Origin of the sequence: Halalkalibacter okhensis, from assembly GCF_000787375.1 — a bacterium.
Lineage (GTDB): Bacteria > Bacillota > Bacilli > Bacillales > Bacillaceae_D > Halalkalibacter > Halalkalibacter okhensis.
This window is the reverse complement of record NZ_JRJU01000030.1, coordinates 16857-36353: the sequence shown is the minus strand read 5'-3', so window position 1 is coordinate 36353 and position 19497 is coordinate 16857. Positions and strand designations below refer to the sequence as shown.

At 42.0% G+C, this 19497-nt stretch carries 21 protein-coding genes and 1 pseudogene; 15 read left to right on the top strand and 7 right to left on the bottom strand.

Features of this window, described 5'->3' with window-relative positions; genetic code table 11:
- Nucleotides 1–5: 5 nt before the first annotated feature.
- Both LQ50_RS18095 and LQ50_RS18090 read left to right on the top strand, forming a co-directional pair.
- A pseudogene (locus LQ50_RS18095) lies at nt 6–251 on the top strand (MerR family transcriptional regulator); the annotation flags it as partial.
- A 422-nt stretch (nt 252–673) separates the two neighbouring features.
- Nucleotides 674–967, top strand: a complete 294-nt coding sequence (locus tag LQ50_RS18090; protein WP_034631936.1) for a DUF5327 family protein — start codon at nt 674–676, stop codon at nt 965–967.
- Between the two features lie 50 nt (nt 968–1017).
- On the opposite strand, the gene LQ50_RS18085 is transcribed toward LQ50_RS18090, so the two are convergent.
- Complete coding sequence (locus tag LQ50_RS18085) at nt 1018–1638, bottom strand: GNAT family N-acetyltransferase (protein ID WP_034631933.1); 621 nt, start codon at nt 1636–1638, stop codon at nt 1018–1020.
- A gap of 510 nt (nt 1639–2148) precedes the next feature.
- Here LQ50_RS18085 and LQ50_RS18080 point away from each other — a divergent pair.
- Nucleotides 2149–2520 carry a DUF423 domain-containing protein gene (locus LQ50_RS18080; RefSeq protein ID WP_034631931.1) on the top strand — a complete coding sequence of 124 codons (372 nt, stop codon included), beginning with the start codon at nt 2149–2151 and terminating at the stop codon, nt 2518–2520.
- Between the two features lie 83 nt (nt 2521–2603).
- Here LQ50_RS18080 and gerQ read toward each other — a convergent pair whose 3' ends face one another.
- The 4 genes from gerQ to LQ50_RS18060 form a co-directional block, all read right to left on the bottom strand.
- Nucleotides 2604–3116: a spore coat protein GerQ gene (gene gerQ, locus LQ50_RS18075; protein WP_237563746.1), complete on the bottom strand. Its 513-nt coding sequence runs from the start codon at nt 3114–3116 to the stop codon at nt 2604–2606.
- A gap of 24 nt (nt 3117–3140) precedes the next feature.
- Nucleotides 3141–3572 (bottom strand): cell wall hydrolase, encoded by a 432-nt coding sequence (locus LQ50_RS18070; protein WP_034631926.1) that lies wholly within the window; start codon nt 3570–3572, stop codon nt 3141–3143.
- A gap of 248 nt (nt 3573–3820) precedes the next feature.
- A complete protein-coding gene (gene hemQ, locus LQ50_RS18065; protein WP_034631924.1) occupies nt 3821–4570 on the bottom strand; it encodes a hydrogen peroxide-dependent heme synthase in 750 nt (249 codons plus the stop codon).
- A 194-nt stretch (nt 4571–4764) separates the two neighbouring features.
- Nucleotides 4765–5505 (bottom strand): enoyl-CoA hydratase/isomerase family protein, encoded by a 741-nt coding sequence (locus LQ50_RS18060; protein WP_034631922.1) that lies wholly within the window; start codon nt 5503–5505, stop codon nt 4765–4767.
- A 264-nt stretch (nt 5506–5769) separates the two neighbouring features.
- On the opposite strand from LQ50_RS18060, the gene pta reads away from it, so the two are divergent.
- Nucleotides 5770–6762 carry a phosphate acetyltransferase gene (pta, locus tag LQ50_RS18055; RefSeq protein WP_034631920.1) on the top strand — a complete coding sequence of 331 codons (993 nt, stop codon included), beginning with the start codon at nt 5770–5772 and terminating at the stop codon, nt 6760–6762.
- Nucleotides 6763–6846: 84 nt separating this feature from the next.
- On the opposite strand, the gene lipL is transcribed toward pta, so the two are convergent.
- Nucleotides 6847–7680, bottom strand: a complete 834-nt coding sequence (gene lipL, locus LQ50_RS18050; RefSeq protein WP_034631916.1) for an octanoyl-[GcvH]:protein N-octanoyltransferase — start codon at nt 7678–7680, stop codon at nt 6847–6849.
- Nucleotides 7681–7929: 249 nt separating this feature from the next.
- On the opposite strand from lipL, the gene LQ50_RS18045 reads away from it, so the two are divergent.
- The 5 genes from LQ50_RS18045 to LQ50_RS18025 all read left to right on the top strand — a co-directional run bounded on the left by LQ50_RS18045 (nt 7930) and on the right by LQ50_RS18025 (nt 11829).
- On the top strand, nt 7930–8154 hold the full coding sequence (locus tag LQ50_RS18045) for a YuzB family protein (protein ID WP_034631914.1): 225 nt from the start codon (nt 7930–7932) through the stop codon (nt 8152–8154).
- Nucleotides 8155–8279: 125 nt separating this feature from the next.
- Nucleotides 8280–9578: an HD domain-containing protein gene (locus tag LQ50_RS18040; protein ID WP_034631911.1), complete on the top strand. Its 1299-nt coding sequence runs from the start codon at nt 8280–8282 to the stop codon at nt 9576–9578.
- A 15-nt stretch (nt 9579–9593) separates the two neighbouring features.
- Nucleotides 9594–10097 (top strand): YwgA family protein, encoded by a 504-nt coding sequence (locus LQ50_RS18035; protein WP_034631909.1) that lies wholly within the window; start codon nt 9594–9596, stop codon nt 10095–10097.
- 155 nt (nt 10098–10252) lie between these two features.
- Nucleotides 10253–10780 (top strand): YwhD family protein, encoded by a 528-nt coding sequence (locus tag LQ50_RS18030; RefSeq protein ID WP_084138915.1) that lies wholly within the window; start codon nt 10253–10255, stop codon nt 10778–10780.
- 230 nt (nt 10781–11010) lie between these two features.
- On the top strand, nt 11011–11829 hold the full coding sequence (locus tag LQ50_RS18025; RefSeq protein WP_034631907.1) for a GNAT family N-acetyltransferase: 819 nt from the start codon (nt 11011–11013) through the stop codon (nt 11827–11829).
- 50 nt (nt 11830–11879) lie between these two features.
- Here LQ50_RS18025 and LQ50_RS18020 read toward each other — a convergent pair whose 3' ends face one another.
- Nucleotides 11880–13946 (bottom strand): transglycosylase domain-containing protein, encoded by a 2067-nt coding sequence (locus tag LQ50_RS18020; RefSeq protein WP_034631904.1) that lies wholly within the window; start codon nt 13944–13946, stop codon nt 11880–11882.
- A 312-nt stretch (nt 13947–14258) separates the two neighbouring features.
- Here LQ50_RS18020 and speE point away from each other — a divergent pair, with 312 nt between their 5' ends.
- The 6 genes from speE to LQ50_RS17990 all read left to right on the top strand — a co-directional run bounded on the left by speE (nt 14259) and on the right by LQ50_RS17990 (nt 19250).
- Nucleotides 14259–15086, top strand: coding sequence for a polyamine aminopropyltransferase (gene speE / locus LQ50_RS18015; protein ID WP_034631903.1), 828 nt, complete (start codon nt 14259–14261; stop codon nt 15084–15086).
- Between the two features lie 193 nt (nt 15087–15279).
- Complete coding sequence (locus LQ50_RS18010; protein WP_034631901.1) at nt 15280–15726, top strand: YwiB family protein; 447 nt, start codon at nt 15280–15282, stop codon at nt 15724–15726.
- Nucleotides 15719–17389 carry an arginine--tRNA ligase gene (gene argS, locus LQ50_RS18005; RefSeq protein WP_034631899.1) on the top strand — a complete coding sequence of 557 codons (1671 nt, stop codon included), beginning with the start codon at nt 15719–15721 and terminating at the stop codon, nt 17387–17389. The genes LQ50_RS18010 and argS overlap by 8 nt, the downstream gene beginning before the upstream one ends.
- A 125-nt stretch (nt 17390–17514) precedes the next feature.
- Complete coding sequence (locus LQ50_RS18000) at nt 17515–17991, top strand: DUF456 domain-containing protein (protein ID WP_034631897.1); 477 nt, start codon at nt 17515–17517, stop codon at nt 17989–17991.
- A 284-nt stretch (nt 17992–18275) separates the two neighbouring features.
- The gene (locus LQ50_RS17995) at nt 18276–18446 is read left to right on the top strand and encodes a XapX domain-containing protein (protein WP_034631895.1); all 171 of its coding nucleotides are present in this window, start codon (nt 18276–18278) and stop codon (nt 18444–18446) included.
- 21 nt (nt 18447–18467) lie between these two features.
- The gene (locus LQ50_RS17990) at nt 18468–19250 is read left to right on the top strand and encodes an alpha/beta fold hydrolase (protein WP_034631892.1); all 783 of its coding nucleotides are present in this window, start codon (nt 18468–18470) and stop codon (nt 19248–19250) included.
- Nucleotides 19251–19497: the final 247 nt, after the last annotated feature.

Genomic DNA, 19497 nt, shown 5'->3' with positions numbered 1-19497 from the left:
AGCGAGTGAAGTCAGACATTTCAAGACGTCAAGCATGTTTTCCCATCCGTGTAGTAATGGAGATGACGGACTTGTCTGCCCGACAAATTCGTTATTATGAAGAACAAGGGCTCATCAAACCATCAAGAAATGAAGGGAATCAACGAATGTTTTCAGTAGAAGACATCGAACGATTTCTCGAAATCAAATCACTCATCCAACAAGGAGTGAACATAGCAGGTGTCAAGGCTATCTTTGCATCAAGACAACAAAAAGAAGGAACTGATCACTAACCCGATCAGCTCCTTCTTTTTGTTGTGAGGAGGACTATGATAAACTAGAGGCATAAAGCAAAAAGGGCGAACTTTCCCTTTTTGCTTTATGCCGAAGTGCTGAGCGGAGCCGCCGTCATGTTTTAAGCCTAACGAGTGGGTTTCTCGTAAGGCGCACGGCGAGAGAAGCCAGCGCTCCCGATGTACGCCCAATTAAGGTCAAAAGGGCGAACTTTCCCTTTTTGCTTTATGCCGAAGCGCAAAGCGGAGCCGCCGTCATGTTTTAAGCCTTACGAGTGGGTTTCTCGTAAGGCGCACGGCGAGAGAAGCCAGTGCTCCCGGTGTACGCAAAATTAAGGTCAAAAGGGAGAGCTTTCCCTTACATAATATAAAATCATTCACACAAAAGCGAGGAGAACAAAATGAACATTCCAGCAAACCAAATTTGCGACCACATAGAATCTCAAGTAACAAAACTTAGACAAGCCATTTCTAATGGCGACCAGGCAACCGTTCGTGAGACTTCAGCGGTTATTGAAGCATACTGCAATCTATTAAAAGGCTCAACACCTGCTGCAAAAGAGATGCCAATGCAAATGACACCTCAACAAAGTTTTGGAAATCAGGCGACACCACAGCCAATTAGCGTGGCAAAGCCGCTAGTTCAAAGTGGTGGAGAGATGGATGAGAAGGATCGAAACATCCTCGATTTTTAAAGAAGGGACTGAAAAAGGTGCGACTTTCACCTTTTTCAGTGGCTCCATTGCTAAAGTTGATCATTTCTCCATTCGACGAGCACCGCGTAGTCAAGCGATTCTTCATCTTCAAGATAGTTTGGCATCACTTGAAGTGGACGCAGGCCTTGCCTTAACATAAAGGAAAGAACTAGATCTTTAATCTCTCCTTTTTCTACAGCTTCTACATAGCTGTCTACATCGAGTTGGTTTGCATATTCATGATAATTCGGAATACGGCAGCCGGCGATGAACCGTTTTAGTCCGAGCTGTCTAACGGTTTCTTTTCGGGCTTCATATAGAGCGCCTGCAATGCCTTTTCCTCGGTAGCTAGGCCGTACACATAAATCGATTCCATACAAGCTATCGCCTGCAGGATTATGACTTTTTTGGATGTAGCCGTGATCTGCGACTTCATCCCATGTGTGCGGTTTGCCGTCAAAAGCAATAAGGAGGGACGTGGCAGAACCAACGACGATCCCATCTAGTTCAGCTAACAAAGCTCCTTTTGGAAATGTTGTAATATGGGCTTCAATTTGATTCCGTGACCACCATAATTCCTCTGGAAAAGGGGGAGGGAATGCTTCTTTTTGAACACCTAATAATCCTTCAAAGTCAGACAGGGTATAAGGACGAACCTGAATAGAGCTCATATATAACCTCCTTTTTGTCTATTTTAGTTAAAGAAAAGTGGAATTTCACGTAAATTGGCAAAATATCATCAGACTTTTTTGAAAATGGCTGTTTTGGAAAGGTTGTTTTTATGAAAAAAGCAAAATTTAAGTATTTCAAGACTTACAAATATGAACAAAGTGAGTTGAAGCAATTCATTACTAGCGATTAACTTTACTTTTTTCTGATAGACGGTGGTGGCGTGAAGCGCCGCCATGGGAGTTTTTCATAAAGATTGGTGGCTGTTAAGAATTTTTTTCTCGTAGTGGAATGAAGCGGAAGCCACTCGACTCCTGCGGGATGCAGAGGTAGGGGCGAGACCCCACAGGCCGAGGAGGCTCGCCACCTCCTTGCGGGTGCGAGTGGCTGGAACGCAATGGAATGAACACGTGGAGAACACATCCACCCATAAAAAGTATACGAAAACAGCCTTATAAATAAAGTCATGGTAACAATTGGCTTAAGTTAATTTGAAAAGGAGTCGAACAAAAGTGGCTAAATTATTTTTATTAATAGGTAGCATCGTGATGGGTCTTTCCGTTGTGATTGGTGCGTTTGGTGCACACGGATTAGAACCTAGACTTACAGAGCGAATGATGAAAAATTATCAAACAGGGGTGCAATATCATATGATTCACGGGTTGGCAATTGTTGCTATCGGGATCATTGCACTAAAAACCCCGCTGCCAGGTTTAAATGGGGCAGGCTGGAGCTTCCTTATTGGCATTTTGCTATTCTCAGGAAGCCTATATGCGATGGCACTGACCGGAGTAACGAAACTGGGTGCGATCACGCCAATCGGTGGCCTTGCTTTTATCGTTGGCTGGGTCTTATTAGGATTAGCTGTATTGAGAGGGCTATAATTATATTACCGATTCTTTACATGAAAACACCCCTGCTATGGAACTCATAACAGGGGTGTTTTCTATGTTTATTGAAGCGAGAATTAGGACCCATCCGGACGAGGTGAGTAGGTAGCTAATGGTGCAGCACCGTTAAACGGATAATCGTATTCAATTGGCTCATCGAACTCAACATAATCAAGATTAACCATCAGTAGTAAGTAATGTGTTTGGTCTTCGAAATCACCAACGATAATATGGTCTCGACCAGCTTCTTCAACAATCCCCCTAAATACTCTAGCATTCCATTCAGGATTGTTTTCAAATGTCATATAAAACGTAGCGGCTTTTCCCCGATTTAAGCGAAGAATGTTCTCGATAAAAGATTGCTCAAGTGGCAGCATGCCATCCGGTTGGCCAAAAAATTGCTGTCCATTCATTCCTGGGGTTGGTTGTTGTTGTTGTGCAAATCCAGGTACTTGATATTGATACATTTGTGATGATTGATAAGGCAATTGACTTGTTTGTTGAGTGGGCTGCTGTTGTTGTGCTGGGTAAGCCTGCTGTCCATATCCTGATGTTCCTTGCTGTTGCGGATACCACGGTTGTTGATACACATTGATCGCCCCTTTTTGTTTTAGTTAAAACGTCCCAAATACTTCAGAACATTCTGCTTGCAAAGGTTGGTAGAAACAGTGTAGTTTGTAACGACCAGTATTCCACTGCCCCCACCATTGTGCTGGACATGCTCCCTCTGGACGGAAAAACCATAATGAAAACTCTGCAGGATGAAACCTTTCACCATTGACAACCCGGCGTGCTAAGCGCCGATCTCTTTCCCTGGCTTTTTGATAAAAATAGCTCTTCTGTACAGCTTCAAATCCACCTGGAGACTGATAGGCCATTTGAGGAATGGTATTGACGTTACCGAAGTCCAAACAACGAACTCTGGTACGGTTCACCATGACATTTCCTGCCATTAACATTCCAAGTTCTCCTTCCCCTTCTGCTTCCGCTCGCATCAGTCTTGCAAGCATATCGATATCATTTGAATTAGCTTTAATAACAGCCATTCGTTCACCTCCTATCAAGTTGACAATCTTGGATGTTGTAAGAGATAAGAAACGAAAACTGCATCCTAAAAAGAAAAAAGGATGATTTGCCGTAGGCGGTGCAGTTACTTCACTATATGACTTAAAAAAGGGGCGTATGCATAAGTTTTTTTAGTGAGTAGTCTAGCCTAGTCTCGTTATCCTGTCCCATCTTTTTGAAATTCAGACGAAAAAAAACCACATCTTTTTTCGATGTGGTCAATGAGTATTTATACGTGAAAGAATCTAGATAGATGACTAGGCGCAAGGATGTTTCCAACGTAGAAAGAACCAAACTCACCGTAACGAGCAGATACTTCGTCAAAGCGCATTTCATAGACAAGTTTTTTAAATTGAAGAACATCATCTGCAAACAAGGTAACGCCCCATTCCCAGTCGTCAAAACCAACAGAGCCAGTGATCACTTGCTTTACTTTTCCTGCATAGCTACGACCAATCATGCCATGACTGCGCATAAGTGAACGACGGTCCTCCATCGGAAGCATGTACCAATTATCCTCGCCGTCACGACGCTTGTCCATTGGATAGAAACATACATGGTTTGCCTTTGGCAATTGTGGGTAAAGGCGTGAACGAACGTGTGGATTTTGATAAGGATCCTCATCGCTTTCACCAGCCATATAGTTGCTTAATTCTACAACGGATACATAAGAGTAAGTAGGAATGGTGTATTCAGCTAAGCGGCTTTTGTTAAATGCAGCTTCAATTTCATTTAATTCTTCCATTGTCGGGCGAAGAATCATAAGCATCAGATCTGCTTTTTGACCAACGATTGAGTAAATCGCGTGGCTTCCTTGCTCACTTGCTTCTGTTTGTTCCCATTTATCGATCATCGAATGGAATTCAGCTAAAATTTGCTCGCGTTCTTCTGTTGAGATCGTTTTCCATGCCGGCCAATTAATCGTACGGAAATCGTGCAGGCAATACCAACCATCTAATGTAATTGCAGCTTCACTCATTAAGATCATCTCCTTGTAATCAAAAGTCGTTTCAAATATGTAATCACCGATACTATATCATATTTAAAACTGGGAAGCCATGAACACAGCTAGGGATACAGAAGAAGAAGTGTCTAAATTGTTAAGAGGCTAGATCAAAAGGTTCATTTAGACCTTTTGATTTAGCCTCGACGCTAATTTAGCATAGCCATTTGTTACCTTTTTAAAAACCTCATAATAGCAGCTTGGTGTTCTTTTGTTTTTCCTGCTTGACGTTGGGCATCCACTTCCATTTGTAACACGTCTTCAAGGTGATGATCTAAGCCGTGAAGGAAGTTTTTCTTCATTAATTGATAGGCCGTTGGTGGAACATTGCGTAATTGAGAAACGAGTGGATCCAATTGTTCCATTTGGGTAATGAGATTCATTTGTAATGCTTCATCTGCTGAAACCATTTGTCCTAAAGCGAATTCCATTGATTTGCTTAATCCGACGAGACGCGGAAGAAAATAGGATGCCCCTGCATCAGGAACAAGACCGATCTTTAAGAACCCAAGACCAAATGTTGCATTAGCGCTCGCCACTCGGTAATCACACGCAAGAGCAATGCTCAAACCGGCCCCAACAGCGAGCCCGTTGACATAAGCAACGACAGGTTTGGGTGTCGAGACAATCTGGCGAATTAATCGGTTATACGTTTCATCTAAATACGTACCGTAGTCAAACGCTTGCATGTCCTCTAAGGGGATGCTTTTAATGTCAGCTCCAGCAGAAAAAGCATCACCTGAACCTTCGAGGACAATGACTTTTACCTCTTTGTCATCGTTAGCCTTTAAAAAACAAAGAAACATTTCATCGAGCATTTCTTTGCTTAATGCATTTTTGACCTCTGGACGGTGCAGTGTAATTGTTGCGGTTTCATTCTCAACTTTGTATAAAACAATAGATGAAGACATGAAGAACCTCCTTTTAAAATGAATGATCATTCACTTTCTGGTAATATCTATTCGACACATATGCTTCGAATCCTTTGGTCATCCTAAAGGTAATGTTAGAAATAACGAAAAATGCTAATGTAGTAAGTGTGAAAGCGAAAACATAGTGATTTTTAGAAAAATTAACACTTTAGTGAACTTGACAAATATGGTTCCTTTTTGCATGCAAGAGGAGTATCCTTAACATATAATGAATAGAGCGTAAGAGTTTAGGGGGAATCAACATTGAGTAATCTTTTTTCAGAAATAAAAGCACAGGTTGAACGACATAATCCAACGATTGTGTTGCCTGAGGGTACAGACGAACGAGTGTTAGAAGCCGCAGCCAATTTAGCAAAGGATGGTGTGGTTACACCAATCCTAGTCGGAAATGTTTCAGATGTACGTGCGAAGGCTATTGAGAACCGAATTGCCCTTGGTGATGATGTGACAATCTTAGATCCACATAATTATGACGGAATGGATGAAATGGTTGCTGCATTTGTCGAACGTCGTAAGGGGAAAGAAACAGAAGAGTCAGCGCGCAAGCTACTACTTGATGTGAACTATTTTGGTACGATGCTTGTGTATCTTGGTAAAGCGGACGGATTGGTTAGTGGAGCTGCTCATTCAACAGGTGATACGGTACGTCCTGCATTACAAATCATTAAAACACAACCAGGAATTAAGCGTACATCCGGTGTGTTCGTTATGGTGAAAGAAGAGCAGAAATTTGTCTTTGGTGATTGTGCGATCAACATTGCACCAAACAGTGAAGAGTTAGCTGAGATTGCGATCGCAACAGCTGAAACAGCAAAAGTGTTTGGAATTGACCCGAAAGTAGCGATGTTAAGCTTCTCAACAAAAGGCTCAGCCTCTTCAATTGAAACGAAAAAAGTATCTGAAGCAACAAAATTAGCACAAGAAACCAGACCGGATTTAGTCATTGATGGGGAGTTCCAATTTGATGCAGCGTTTGTTCCTGCGGTCGCACAAAAGAAAGCACCAGATTCCCCGCTTCAAGGCCAAGCTAATGTTTTCATCTTCCCGAGCCTTGAGTCAGGGAACCTAGGTTACAAAATTGCACAACGTCTCGGCGGCTATGATGCCATTGGGCCAATTCTTCAAGGACTGAATAAACCAGTAAATGATTTATCACGCGGTTGTAACGCAGCGGATGTGTATAAACTTTCCCTCATTACAGCAATGCAGGCGATTAATCAAAAGGTAATGAACTAATATATGCAAAAAAAGGCCGGCTAAGCTGGCCTTTTTTTGTATGGTGGAGGGGAGGGGGCAGCCCTCTCTTTAGTTCCTCCATTTTTACCGCTTTAATGCTTTTTCGTTACGGGCTAGCACTCGGTCATAGTTCTCTAAAAATAAGCTTTGTTCTTCCGTAGAAAACGGCTGAACGGTTAACTGTACACCTTCTGTTTGCATCGTTTGCAATAAAAGCGTCATGATTTTGGCAATCGTAAATTCCTCATGAAGAAGCTCATTTAAAGATGCCATTGTTTGAGGTTGGATGATTGGGTAATCAAATTTTGTTTCCTTGCCATTCACTGCTTCTTGATAAAATTGCTGAATGAACTGAGCGCGTTCGCTGCCACTGCCCGTTACACATAAATAAATTTGAACGGCAATGCCTCCACGGATTCGGCGCTGTGAAATGCCTGCGAATTTTTTTCCGCCAATACTTAAATCGAAACTTCCTGGGCAGTATGAGCCGACGATTTCGTAAGCATCAACTTGTATAGAATAAGGGGCCAACATCTTTTTGATCAGGGCGTACATCAGCTCATAACCAGCATCAATTGAAAAGCCTTTTTCCTCCTTAAGAATAAGGGAGAGATTTAAAACACCTTCATCTAAGACCACGGCAAGTCCGCCAGAATTGCGAACAATCACGCGGTACCCTTGTGATTCTAAATAGGTACGTCCATCGTCGATATCAGGCAGGCGGCTATCTTGAATGCCAAGGACGATCGTTTGGTGGTGAACCCACGCTCTGACGGTAGAAAGACCTTGCTGTTGGCCAATAAACGTACAAAGTGTATCATCATAGGCAAAGGATTGGAGGGCGTCAAATTGCGGCCCAAATGTTGTGTGGTCTACAAAACGCCAAGTAGGTGAAACAGATGGAATAGAAATAGTCATGGGCGAAGCTCCTATACATATTCATGAAATCGAAAAAGGGTTGCACTCCCTTTCATCATCTTCTTATTATAGCATGGGTTTTCTGGAGTGGAAAAAAGAAGGGGTTACGCTGGTTACACGTCTTTACACATATTGTTAAAAGCAATAATCAATTGCTTCTCTTGAACTTTATGTTATACTAGTTCATGGTTTAAAAAGAGATGATTCCGTTTAACATATAGATATTAGTAAGAGAAAGGGTCAGGTAAAATGGCAAACGAATTTCGTATTTGTGATGAATGCCAAGCGACCAACATTAAAACACTTATCCCACGTTTAAAAAAAGTGGATGCAGAAGCAACCATTGATATAAAATGCCAATCATATTGTGGGCCAGGAAGAAAAAAGTCGTTTGCATTTGTGAATAATCGTCCGGTCGCAGCGCCAGATGAAGATCAACTCATTGAAAAAGTAATGAAAAAACTAAAAAAATAAATCCCAGTTGAATAAAAAACTGGGATTTTTTATGTGCTGTTGGGGTCAGTGCCCATAACCTCCTGACATGAGCTCGTTCTTCCTTTATAATGGAGATATTATTACCGGAAACGAGAGGAACGGATATGACAAAACCTTATTATGGTCAATTGGAAGAAGAGAAGGTATTTAAAGACCCAGTACATAGGTACATCCATGTGCGGGATGAATTGATTTGGGCGTTAATTGGCACAAAGGAATTCCAGCGTCTGCGTCGAGTTAGGCAGCTCGGTACAACGTATATGACATTTCACGGGGCAGAGCATACGCGTTTTAACCATTCGTTAGGGGTCTATGAGATTACAAAACGAATTCTCGATGTGTTCCATGGACGTCCTCATTGGAATGAACATGAGCGTCTCCTTACCCTTTCGGCGGCCCTTTTGCACGACGTCGGTCATGGGCCATTTTCTCATTCCTTTGAAAAAGTGTTTGATACGGACCATGAAGAATGGACAAGGCAAATTATTTTAGGAGACACCGAAGTCAATGAAGTGCTCACAAATGTTAGCCCAGATTTCCCGCAGGCAGTTGCTGATGTCATTGAAAAGACCTATTCAAATAAGTTAGTCACAAGTATTATCTCGAGTCAAATTGATGCCGATCGTATGGATTATTTGCAACGTGATGCGTATTACACAGGGGTAAGTTACGGTCATTTTGATATGGAACGAATTTTGCGTGTTATGCGTCCGATGGAGGATCAAGTAGCGATTAAGCAAAGTGGAATGCATGCAGTTGAAGACTATATCATGAGTCGTTATCAAATGTACTGGCAAGTCTATTTTCACCCTGTGACACGGAGCGGAGAGGTCATTTTAAGCAAAATTTTTATGCGAGCAAAGGAATTATATGAACAAGGCTATGAGTTTAAGCACAAGCCACACCACTTTTACTCGTTTTTTGATGGAAAAGGGAGCTTGGACGATTATTTGCGGTTAGATGAGGCGATAACTCTCTATTATTTTCAAATTTGGCAAGAAGAAGAGGATCGCATTTTACGTGATCTTTGTGTAAGATTCTGTAATAGAAAATTATTTAAGTACGTCGAATTTAATCCGAATTTGCGCATGAATGATTGGCCGCTCTTGCAAGATTTGTTCCGTCAAGCGGACTTGAATCCTGACTACTACTTAGTCGTTGATTCATCGTCAGATCTGCCGTACGACTTTTATCGTCCTGGTGAAGAAGAAGAGCGCTTGCCGATCCATTTAATTATGCCAAATGGAAAGTTACGTGAGCTATCGCGAGAATCCGATGTTGTTGAAGCGATCTCTGGAAAGAAACGTACCGATCATAAGCTCTATTTTCCGCTTGATTACTTAGAGGATGAGCGTGAACATAAAGAAGTGAAAAAGAAGATTCGAGATTTATTGAATGTATAAAAGGGGGAACAGGCTTTGCTGAAGGATCATGCAAATGTGATGGCACTTTTTTTGCAAGCAGGTGAGGTTGTTGGACGGAAGAAGCTGCAAAAGATGATTTATATCGCAAAAAAAATGGACGTGCCATTTTCAGAGCGGTTTAAATTTCATATGTTTGGACCGTATTCAGAAGAACTAAGCTTGCGGATGGAAGAGTTATGTAACTTAGGCTTCCTTTTAGAGAACAAAGAGGATAAAGGCAATTATTATCAATACCGCTATGCTCTTTCGGAAGAAGGACAAAAGTTTTTGGAGTTGTATCAATTTGATTTGCCCGAGACAGAAAAGCTTATAGGACAATTAAACGGCCAAAGCTCACGTTTCTTAGAACTTGTTTCAACGCTCTTGTATTTTGAGGAGCTGCCTCGTGCTGAAGTGAAAGAAAAAGTGTTCACACTAAAAAAGAAATCGAATTACACAGAAGAAGATATCGAACAAGCATACGAATTTATTGAAACGCTGCGCACGCTCACTCACTAAAGTTTCACTCGCTCTTTTTTGAGTGAGTTTTTTATTAGCGGGAACGCCGAATTTTTAACCTGCGTATGCACAAATGAATATTACTTAACACTAGCATATTGTAGGTTGTTTTGTGTAAAATTTGAACAAAGGCAGTGAAAGGAAGGTGTTTATAAGTGGACTTACTAAATAATGATAACCTGAAAAAGAAAAAAAGCACGGGGTTTAATATTTTGAGTAATGATTCAACCGACGGCCACGGTGGATACGGAGCGGGTACCATGAACTTAGATAACGTATCGCCTGTATTTGTTGACCCTACTGAAGGAGAGGCATTTGTCGATATGGGGGCCTTGCATGCTCGTTCGGCTGTTGAAAAGCGTATTAAGTTTCTTCCTGATAAGGAGAAAGTACCAAATGGCAAGTTGTACTGGCTTGTTTGGGTGACGATCAATCATAAAGACGGAAAGCCATATTACGCAGGTGTCGCGGGCTGCGAAATGACAGTGGATCTAGAGATTCGACGTGGATATAAAAGCTTGCCTGAGCATGTAAATAAAATGGATAAATCACTAAAAGGAAAAATTCTCGTTGATGATATGGATGATAAATCGAAGAAGATTCTGGCTGAATTTTTGAAAAGTCATAACGAACAAATGTGGGAAAACTCCGGGAATGAGCTTCGTGAAGCATTAGAGGGATAACAGTTAGAGAGATTTTTGATTTGTAAACCCCTAAATTCAAATAACTATGAAAGATTTTTGAACACTGTATGCGACTCTTGAGCTTTTCCATTATTGAGAGTAAACTGAAGGAAGTATAAAAAGCACATTTATACTAGGACACTAAAAGCGCAAGGGACTGGACACCTCTTGCGCTTTTTTATATTTGTGGCGTATTCTTAAAGAAAAAAAGAACGTAAGGGGATGCCGTGATGTTAAAAAAAAGCTCTTTAAATGAGATTAAACAGCTGCAACACTTTTGTGAGCAAGAAGAGGGCATTGAGTTGAAGTTAAATTGGGATTTGCTTGAGACGCGAAAGGCAGCAGAAAAGAGTGATTTTTTTCATTATGAAGGGGAACAGTTAGTCGGGTTTCTAGCTCTTTATAGCTTCGGCAATAAAGTGGAAATTTGTGGAATGGTTCATCCAAAAAATCGCCGGCAAGGGATCTTTACACAGTTGCTTACAGAAGCACTTGAGGAATTAAAAAAACAATCGTTTCATTCGATTTTATTAAATACACCTGCTAATTCAAAAAGCGGGAAGGCATTTGCTAACAAGTATTCACGCTATTCATTTTCAGAGTATCAAATGAAATGGGAGGCGACGGATCTCAAACCAACATATGATCAGGTCTCATTAAGACCCGCGCAAGCAGATGACTTCGATTTTATTATTGAGCTTGATGCCGCTTGCTTTCAAATGGAGAAAAAAGAAGCTGCCACAATGTATGAACTCGGAGGAACCTCTGGCAGTGTGATCATTGATTATGAGCATAATAAGGTTGGGAAGCTACGCTGGCATGAGGAAAAGGAGCAGAGCTGGATTTACGGGTTTGCGGTTGCACCTAAAGCACAGGGAAAAGGAATAGGTCGAGAAGCTCTTATTCAAGCTGTGTTAGAAGAGGTGAAAAAAGGGCAAGAGGTTTTTCTTGAAGTCGTGCCTGAAAATGAACACGCCCTTCATTTGTATACATCATGCGGATTTAGACAGGTTTCAACTCAAGATTATTATGAAATGAAAGCGATATAAAACAAGCCTGACTCAGGTGGTCAAGAACAGACCTGCCTGAGTCAGGCTCTTTAATGTCCGAACCATTTAAAGAAACGATCAATAATGCGTTCTTTCTCGTGGGCTTCTTCATCAATGGCTTCTACTTCTTCTCCATCGGATGCTGGTTTTGGACATTCTTTTGTTGGCTCGGTCCCTTCAACAAAGTATGTGACACGATGTGTTGGGCAGTCCTCAGTAGCGAGCAAGCCGTTTTGTGGGTTCATTTCTACGCCGACAACGCCATCAGGGACAGGGAAGTCAACGGCTTCTTGGTCACTTAACGCATGCTCGGTAAAGTTAGCCCAAATTTGTTTTGCATGTTGGCCATCTGTCGCTTGATTAAGATTGGTCTTGCTATCGTACCCAACCCAAACACTTGTGACAAGCTGGGGAGTGTAGCCGACCATCCAGCTATCCCTGCTTGTTGACCCTGACTTCCCTGCTGCTGGACGATTAATTAGATGTGATACAGAGCGTCCTGTAACAGAGGTATGAGCATTTAAATATGGATCGAACATGCCTTTCATCAGGTCTGTAATGATAAAGGTTAGCTTTGGATCAAGAACTTGTTCTAGGTGCGGCTCTGATTCATAGAGTACTTCGCCTTCTGCGTCAACGACTTTTTTAATGTAACGAGGCTCTACTTTTTTCCCACCGTTAGCAAAGGCACTATACGCCCTAGCCATTTCGGCTACTCCCACATCTGTCGCCCCAAGCGCTAATGCAGCCCCATCGCCTAATGGACTTTCGACTCCAATGCGGTGAGCCAGCTCTCCCGCCTTGTCTGTCCCTAAATATAGGTGGGTCTTCACTGCATAAATATTATCTGAGAAAGCCATCGCTTGTAGCAATGTAATAAAATCCTCTGCATAATTATCGTTAAAATTGCTAGGTGACCAAGGTTGTCCTCCCTCGATTTCAAATGTTGTTTCCTCACTCATAAGTGTGGAAGCAGGCGTGAAACCATTTTCAAGGGCTGCATAGTATAGGAACGGTTTAAACGATGAGCCTGGATGTCTTCTCGCTTCCGTTGCACGGTTATATGGACTCTCTACATAATCTTTTCCACCAACAAGTGCTTTCACATCGCCTGTGCGTGGATCCATAGCCACTAAAGCTGTTTGGAGTTCGGAGTCAGGCATCTCACGCTCGACCCAATATTCAGCTTCTTTTTGCATGTCAGGATCAAGCGTTGTATACACTTTAAGTCCGCCAGCTTCGAGTAAAGCAGGGTCGATCCCAACATCCTGAATTAGAATCTTTTCAACAGCGGCTTGAAAGTAAGGTCCGACGGTTGAGGTGGTATCCAGTTCATCGTGAATGAAATTAAGTGGTTCCGCATGGGCTTCATCTGCTTCTACTTGAGTTAATACGCCATTTTCGACCATAGACTGGAGAACCACAGCTTGGCGTCGTTTCGCTCGTTCAAAGTCAATTAACGGTGAATAATAACTTGGCCCTTTTGGAATACCTGATAACATGCTTGCTTCTGCAAGAGTCAGGTTATTTGCCGACTTTCCAAAGTAATGATGAGCTGCAGCCTCAATTCCGTAGGCACCATGACCATAATAAACGGTATTTAAGTAGCCTTCTAAAATTTGATCCTTCTCATAATTCATTTCAAGGCGAAGGGAATAAAGCAACTCATTCCACTTGCGCACCCACGTTTTGTCATGACTTAAATAGAGATTTCTAGCGTACTGTTGTGTAAGAGTACTTGCTCCTTGAGCCATGGAACGTGATCGCAAGTTTGCAACGACAGCTCCTCCAATCCGCGTCAGATCAAATCCAAGATGGTTATAAAAACGTCGATCTTCAATCGAGATCGTTGCATTAATCACTTCCTCATCAATAGATGTTAATCCGACCCAATGGCGGTTTTCCCCTTGATGGTGCTGACCAATAGGTGAATTGTCGGCCCCGTAAAAAACAGTCGTTTGCGACACATTTAATGGGGGAGGCCCTTGCATTTTCGTATACGATAAAAGAGCGACAGCGGCCCCGGCTGCCAACACTAAGAAGATTAAAAAAAGACGAAAAAATAAACGGACTAAGCGCCTTCTTCGGCGTACTCGTCGGTCAATGACGACTTCCATTACGTCACCCCGTTCTATAAATATAATTTTTAATAATGGCGAGTAGCGAACAAATGCGGTCGTTATGCTGTTCGCTCATGTATTCATCATTGGTAAAAAGCGATGTTTTTAAACGTACAAAACTGGAGAAGGTTGGATTTTATAATGTAGTTAATAGCGACTAGTGTGAGAGAGGCAATAGCAAAAGGATGACATGCTCTATGCGGAGACGGCGTTATTTCATGATTTTAGATCTTTCATTTGGAAAGAGTAGAACGTACAAAATTGGAAGAACCTATACAGGAGAAGTAAGGAATAATGAGGTGACGTAAGATGGAGTTATGGTATACAGAAAAGCAGACAGAGCACTTTGGAATTACCGCTAAAATTAAGCAAACACATCATACAGAGCAAACAGACTTTCAAAAGCTCGATATGATTGAAACAGAAGAGTTTGGTAACATGCTCGTTCTTGATGGAATGGTGATGACGACAGAGAAAGATGAATTCGTTTATCATGAAATGGTCGCACATGTCCCATTATTTACACACCCTAATCCCAAAAATGTGTTGGTTGTAGGAGGCGGTGATGGTGGGGTCATCCGTGAGATTTTAAAGCACCCATCCGTTGAAAAAGCGACACTTGTTGAAATTGATGGCAAGGTGATCGAGTATTCTAAAAAATATTTGCCAACGATTGCAGGCGCACTAAATGACCCGCGTGTTGATGTTCAAGTCGATGATGGCTTCATGCATATCGCTAAGTCAGTGAATGAATATGATGTTATTATGGTTGATTCCACTGAGCCCGTTGGACCTGCTGTTAAGCTGTTTGAAAAAGGATTTTACGAAGGAATTTCAAAAGCGTTAAAAGATGACGGGATATTTGTTGCACAAACGGACAATCCTTGGTTCCATAGTGAACTCATCACAAAAGTATTTAAGGATGTCCAAGAAATTTTCCCGATTACCCGGTTGTATACAGCTAATATTCCGACATATCCAAGTGGACTGTGGACGTTTACGATTGCTTCAAAAAAACACGATCCACTTGAAGTGGAAGACAGTCGCTTTCATGATCTTGAAACAAAATATTATACAAAAGAACTACACAAAGCATGTTTTGCTCTACCGAAGTTTGTGAGTGATTTAGTCAAATAAGAGCGAATATAAACCATAAAAGAGCAACCAAATGAAGGGCCACTGAAAAAGGTACGATTTTCACCTTTTTCAGTGGCCTTCCTCCTCTTTTTTACCGTGCAAGGATATAGGAGGGCAGGTCTCTTGACTTGCGTCTTGCAAGTCGGTAGCAAACTCGCTAAACTTGAGTGATAGAGAGGTGTGCGAGCTAAGGATGAATAAACCAACTAAACGTTCATTAAAAATGCGATTTCAAACGAAAATCAACCACGGGGATCATACTGATTCCTATGAGTTTACGACGCGTGGTGAACTTTTTCATAAAGGAAATCAGGATTATTTGCGTTTTCAAGAAACATTGTCCGAAACAGAGTCTGTCCAAACGACAATGAAATGGGACGGCAGAGAGCTGATGCTTATTAGGCAAGGGTCGGTCCTTATGCGACAAGGGTTTATTGTTGGAGAGGAAACGCTTGGTCGTTATGTTACCCCAGATGCATCATGGGAAACAACAGCGATAACCGATAAGCTACTCGTTCAATGGCCATCTGGCAAGAGCCGTGGCCGCATTCAACTTACATATAAATTTGCCTTACAAGGTCAGGATACAGGAACCCACCAAGTACGGTTGACATTAGAGGAGGATACAATTAATGAATAGTGTAGAACAAATTAAACAAAAATTAAAAGAGGAAATTGTCGTAGCTGTGCAAGAAGCGGGACTAGCAAGTGCCGAAGAAATTCCTGAAGTTGTCCTTGAATCACCAAAAGACAAAGCTCACGGAGATTATGCAACAAATATGGCTATGCAACTAGCACGAGTGGCCAAAAAAGCACCACGTATGATTGCAGAAGAACTAGTTGCTAAGTTAAACAACGAGCGTGCTTCTGTTGAAAAAGTTGAAATTGCTGGTCCTGGTTTTATAAACTTTTTCATGGATAAAAGCTACTTGCGCGATGTTGTTCCTGCTGTTATAAAAGCAGGTGATACGTATGGGGAAACAAATATAGGTGGCGGAAAACGAATTCAAGTTGAGTTTGTTTCTGCTAACCCAACAGGAACGCTTCATCTTGGACATGCTCGTGGTGCAGCTGTTGGAGATGCACTATGTAATGTGTTAGCAAAAGCTGGCTATGAGGTAGAACGAGAATACTATATTAATGACGCCGGAAATCAAATTCATAACTTAACCTTGTCGCTTGAAGCCCGTTATTATCAAGCTTTAGGCAAAGATAAGCCAATGCCAGAAGATGGCTATCACGGTAAGGACATCATTGAATTTGGTCAAGCATTAGCGGCAGAACATGGTGATGAGTTCGTGAATGTTTCAGAAGAAGAGCGTCATGCATTTTTACGCCAATATGGCCTTGAAAAAGAACTAGAAAAAATCAAAGTTGACCTGAAGGAGTACCGTGTTGAGTTTGACAATTGGTTCTCTGAAACATCTTTATATGAAACAGAAAAAGTGACCGAAACGTTAAACGTCTTAGCCGAAAAGGGCGAGACATTTGAAGAGGATGGCGCGACTTGGTTCCGTTCGACAACATACGGCGATGATAAAGACCGCGTGCTCATTAAAAACGACGGAAGCTACACATATTTAACACCAGATATTGCGTATCACCAAGATAAAATGAATCGTGGCTTTGAAAAGTTGATCAACATTTGGGGGGCCGACCATCACGGGTATATTCCGCGTATGAGAGCAGCCATTCAAGCTCTTGGGTATGCACCAGAACAGCTAGATGTCCAAATCATCCAAATGGTGAGCTTGTACCAAGGCGGAGAAAAAGTGAAAATGAGTAAGCGTACAGGGAAAGCTGTCACGCTACGAGATTTGATGGAAGAGGTAGGCATTGATGCGACTCGTTATTTCTTTGCGATGCGTAGCTCAGATACACAATTAGATTTTGATATGGATTTAGCGGTTTCTAAGTCAAATGAAAACCCTGTTTACTACGTACAGTACGCTCATGCCCGTGTGTGCAGCATGCTGCGCCAAGGAGCCGAGCAAGGCTTTACGTTTGATGAAGCAACAGATCTAACGGTTCTTTCTTCTGAAAAAGCTTACGACTTGTTAAAAGCAATTGGAGACTTCCCAGAAGTGGTAGCAGAGGCAGCGCAAAAGCAAATTCCGCACCGTATTACAAATTATGTGCATGATTTGGCTTCCACGCTACACAGCTTTTATAATGCAGAACGCGTTATCGACCCAGAAAACAAAGAGGCATCGAATGCTCGCCTAGCACTTATGAAAGCCACTCAAGTCACGATAAAAAATGCCCTTGCACTAGTAGGGGTAGAAGCTCCAGAGAAAATGTAGTGAAAAAAGCACTTGGACTACTTCCAAGTGCTTTTCCCTGCTAAGATGCGGGTTTTAGAAAGAGGAGCCTATAATGCGTTGAAAAAATCCTGCCTAAAAGGCGAGGAAGTCCTGGGAGGAAACGAATGAACGTCGTTATTTGGATTGCAATTATTGCTTTGTTTGTACTTAGTTTTGTAGGACTCATTTTTCCCATCATCCCGTCTGTACTTGTGTTATGGGGTGGATTCTTGCTCTATGTATTTATGCTTGGCTCGCTTTCGGTTTGGTTTTGGATTGGTGCTGGGGTGTTAACGCTGGTCATCCTTTGTGCGGACTTGATTGCAAGTCAATATTTTGTAAAAAAATACGGGGGGTCCAAATGGGGCGAGAGAATGGCTGCAATTGGTGTCATTGTCGGTTCGTTTATTTATCCTCCGTTTGGCCTTATTGTCGTGCCATTTCTCTTAGTTTTTATCACAGAGTTTGCCTCTAGCCAAAATGGACAGCATGCCTTCAAAGTGGCCGTGGCTTCATTGCTTGCATTTTTGAGCAGTACATTTGCCAAATGTATGATACAGCTTATCTTAATTATTTGGTTCGTTATAGAGGTTGTTTGGTGACAGTTAGGGCCACAGAAAAAAGTCCATTTTAGTAAAATTCGAGGAAGCAGCAATGGCTCCACACGTTGCGCGCCTGCTACGAGAAACATGAGCCTCCTAAAGTCGGCTGCCGGTGCAAAGCAAGTTTGCACCTATGAAACCCACTCATAGCAGGCTTAAAACAAAGCAACGGTTCCGCTCATTGCTTAAAGGGCACTAAATAAGGTGAAAATCGTACCTTTTTTAGTGCCTTCGAATAAAGTAGAGCTTTTCACACATAGTAAAGATAGAAAGAAGGGATATTGATGCAAGAAGTAATCCTTGCTCTTATAGCGGGCTTAGTTGTTGGCTTTTTCTTTGCGCTAATTAAATTACCCATTCCAGCACCACCAGCATTAGCGGGTGTTATGGGGATCGTTGGCGTTTATTTAGGGTATAAACTTTTCCACTGGCTTCTTCCGTTTATACAATCGTAAAAGTAAAAGGAGGCAGGTCCTTTGCCATATTTGAAATCAAACAAGGCTCATTATTACTATGAAGTTCATGGAGAGGGGACGCCGATTCTTTTTTTTCATCCACCTGTAATGGGGATAGAAACGTTTGAGTATCAGCGTGCTCTAGCAGAAAACTACCAGCTTATTTTCATTGATTTAACAGATAGTGGCAGAAGTATGAAACGGTCCGAAAAAACCTCAGTGACAGACTTTGCTGAGATTGCCTATGCTCTTGTGATGAAATTGGGGCTTAGCTCTGTCATTGTCTGTGGGTATTCAAACGGGGGATCGACGGCTCAAGAGTTTGCGCTTTTATACCCAGACGTAACAAAGGGGGTCATTATTATTAGTGGCTTCCCAGAAGTATCATCATTTTTGCTTGAAAAGGAATTTAATTTAGGAATATGGGCTGCCAAAAATGAACTACTGGATTTGTTTTCCTTTGTCTTGCCAAAAGCCCATTTTCGATCCAAGCGCGAGCAACGAAAAATGGCTTTCTTTATAAAACAAGGAGATGCAAATACGTTGCAACGTATTTATGAACAAGGCAGAGATTATGTTTCCACAGACAGACTGAACCAGCTAACGGTTCCGGTTTTATTAATATACGGAAAGCTAGATGCGGTTTCTCCGCTCTATTCATTACTGTTCTTTCAGCAATTAAAAGATGTGGATGTTGTTCTAGTAAACGGAGTCGCTCATCAAGTGCCAACAAAGCGTCCGGACCAATGTAATGCGATTATTGACAGCTGGATCAAACGAAAGCAACTAGCCCACCCAAACTAAAATGGACCCTCAAATAAAGAGGGTCCATTTTAGTTTGGGTATGGGGGGTCAGACCCCTCGGTATAGCATTACGAAGGCTCTGAAGAAGTCCTTTTAGAAGATTCGAGGAAGCAGCAATGGCTCCACACGTTGCGCGCCTGCTACGAGAAACATGAGCCTCCTAAAGTCGGCTGCCGGTGCAAAGCAAGTTTGCACCTATGAAACCCACTCATAGCAGGCTTAAAACAAAGCAACGGTTCCGCTCATT

Coding starts and splice junctions, on each gene's coding strand:
- argS (WP_034631899.1), top strand. CDS start 15,719: ATGAATAGTGTAGAACAAATTAAACAAAAATTAAAAGAGGAAATTGTC.
- lipL (WP_034631916.1), bottom strand. CDS start 7,680: ATGACTATTTCTATTCCATCTGTTTCACCTACTTGGCGTTTTGTAGAC.
- LQ50_RS18070 (WP_034631926.1), bottom strand. CDS start 3,572: ATGGCTGTTATTAAAGCTAATTCAAATGATATCGATATGCTTGCAAGA.
- LQ50_RS18025 (WP_034631907.1), top strand. CDS start 11,011: ATGTTAAAAAAAAGCTCTTTAAATGAGATTAAACAGCTGCAACACTTT.
- LQ50_RS18000 (WP_034631897.1), top strand. CDS start 17,515: ATGAACGTCGTTATTTGGATTGCAATTATTGCTTTGTTTGTACTTAGT.
- LQ50_RS18045 (WP_034631914.1), top strand. CDS start 7,930: ATGGCAAACGAATTTCGTATTTGTGATGAATGCCAAGCGACCAACATT.
- LQ50_RS17995 (WP_034631895.1), top strand. CDS start 18,276: ATGCAAGAAGTAATCCTTGCTCTTATAGCGGGCTTAGTTGTTGGCTTT.
- LQ50_RS18060 (WP_034631922.1), bottom strand. CDS start 5,505: ATGTCTTCATCTATTGTTTTATACAAAGTTGAGAATGAAACCGCAACA.
- LQ50_RS18085 (WP_034631933.1), bottom strand. CDS start 1,638: ATGAGCTCTATTCAGGTTCGTCCTTATACCCTGTCTGACTTTGAAGGA.
- LQ50_RS18040 (WP_034631911.1), top strand. CDS start 8,280: ATGACAAAACCTTATTATGGTCAATTGGAAGAAGAGAAGGTATTTAAA.
- LQ50_RS18010 (WP_034631901.1), top strand. CDS start 15,280: ATGAATAAACCAACTAAACGTTCATTAAAAATGCGATTTCAAACGAAA.
- speE (WP_034631903.1), top strand. CDS start 14,259: ATGGAGTTATGGTATACAGAAAAGCAGACAGAGCACTTTGGAATTACC.
- LQ50_RS18020 (WP_034631904.1), bottom strand. CDS start 13,946: ATGGAAGTCGTCATTGACCGACGAGTACGCCGAAGAAGGCGCTTAGTC.
- hemQ (WP_034631924.1), bottom strand. CDS start 4,570: ATGAGTGAAGCTGCAATTACATTAGATGGTTGGTATTGCCTGCACGAT.
- LQ50_RS18090 (WP_034631936.1), top strand. CDS start 674: ATGAACATTCCAGCAAACCAAATTTGCGACCACATAGAATCTCAAGTA.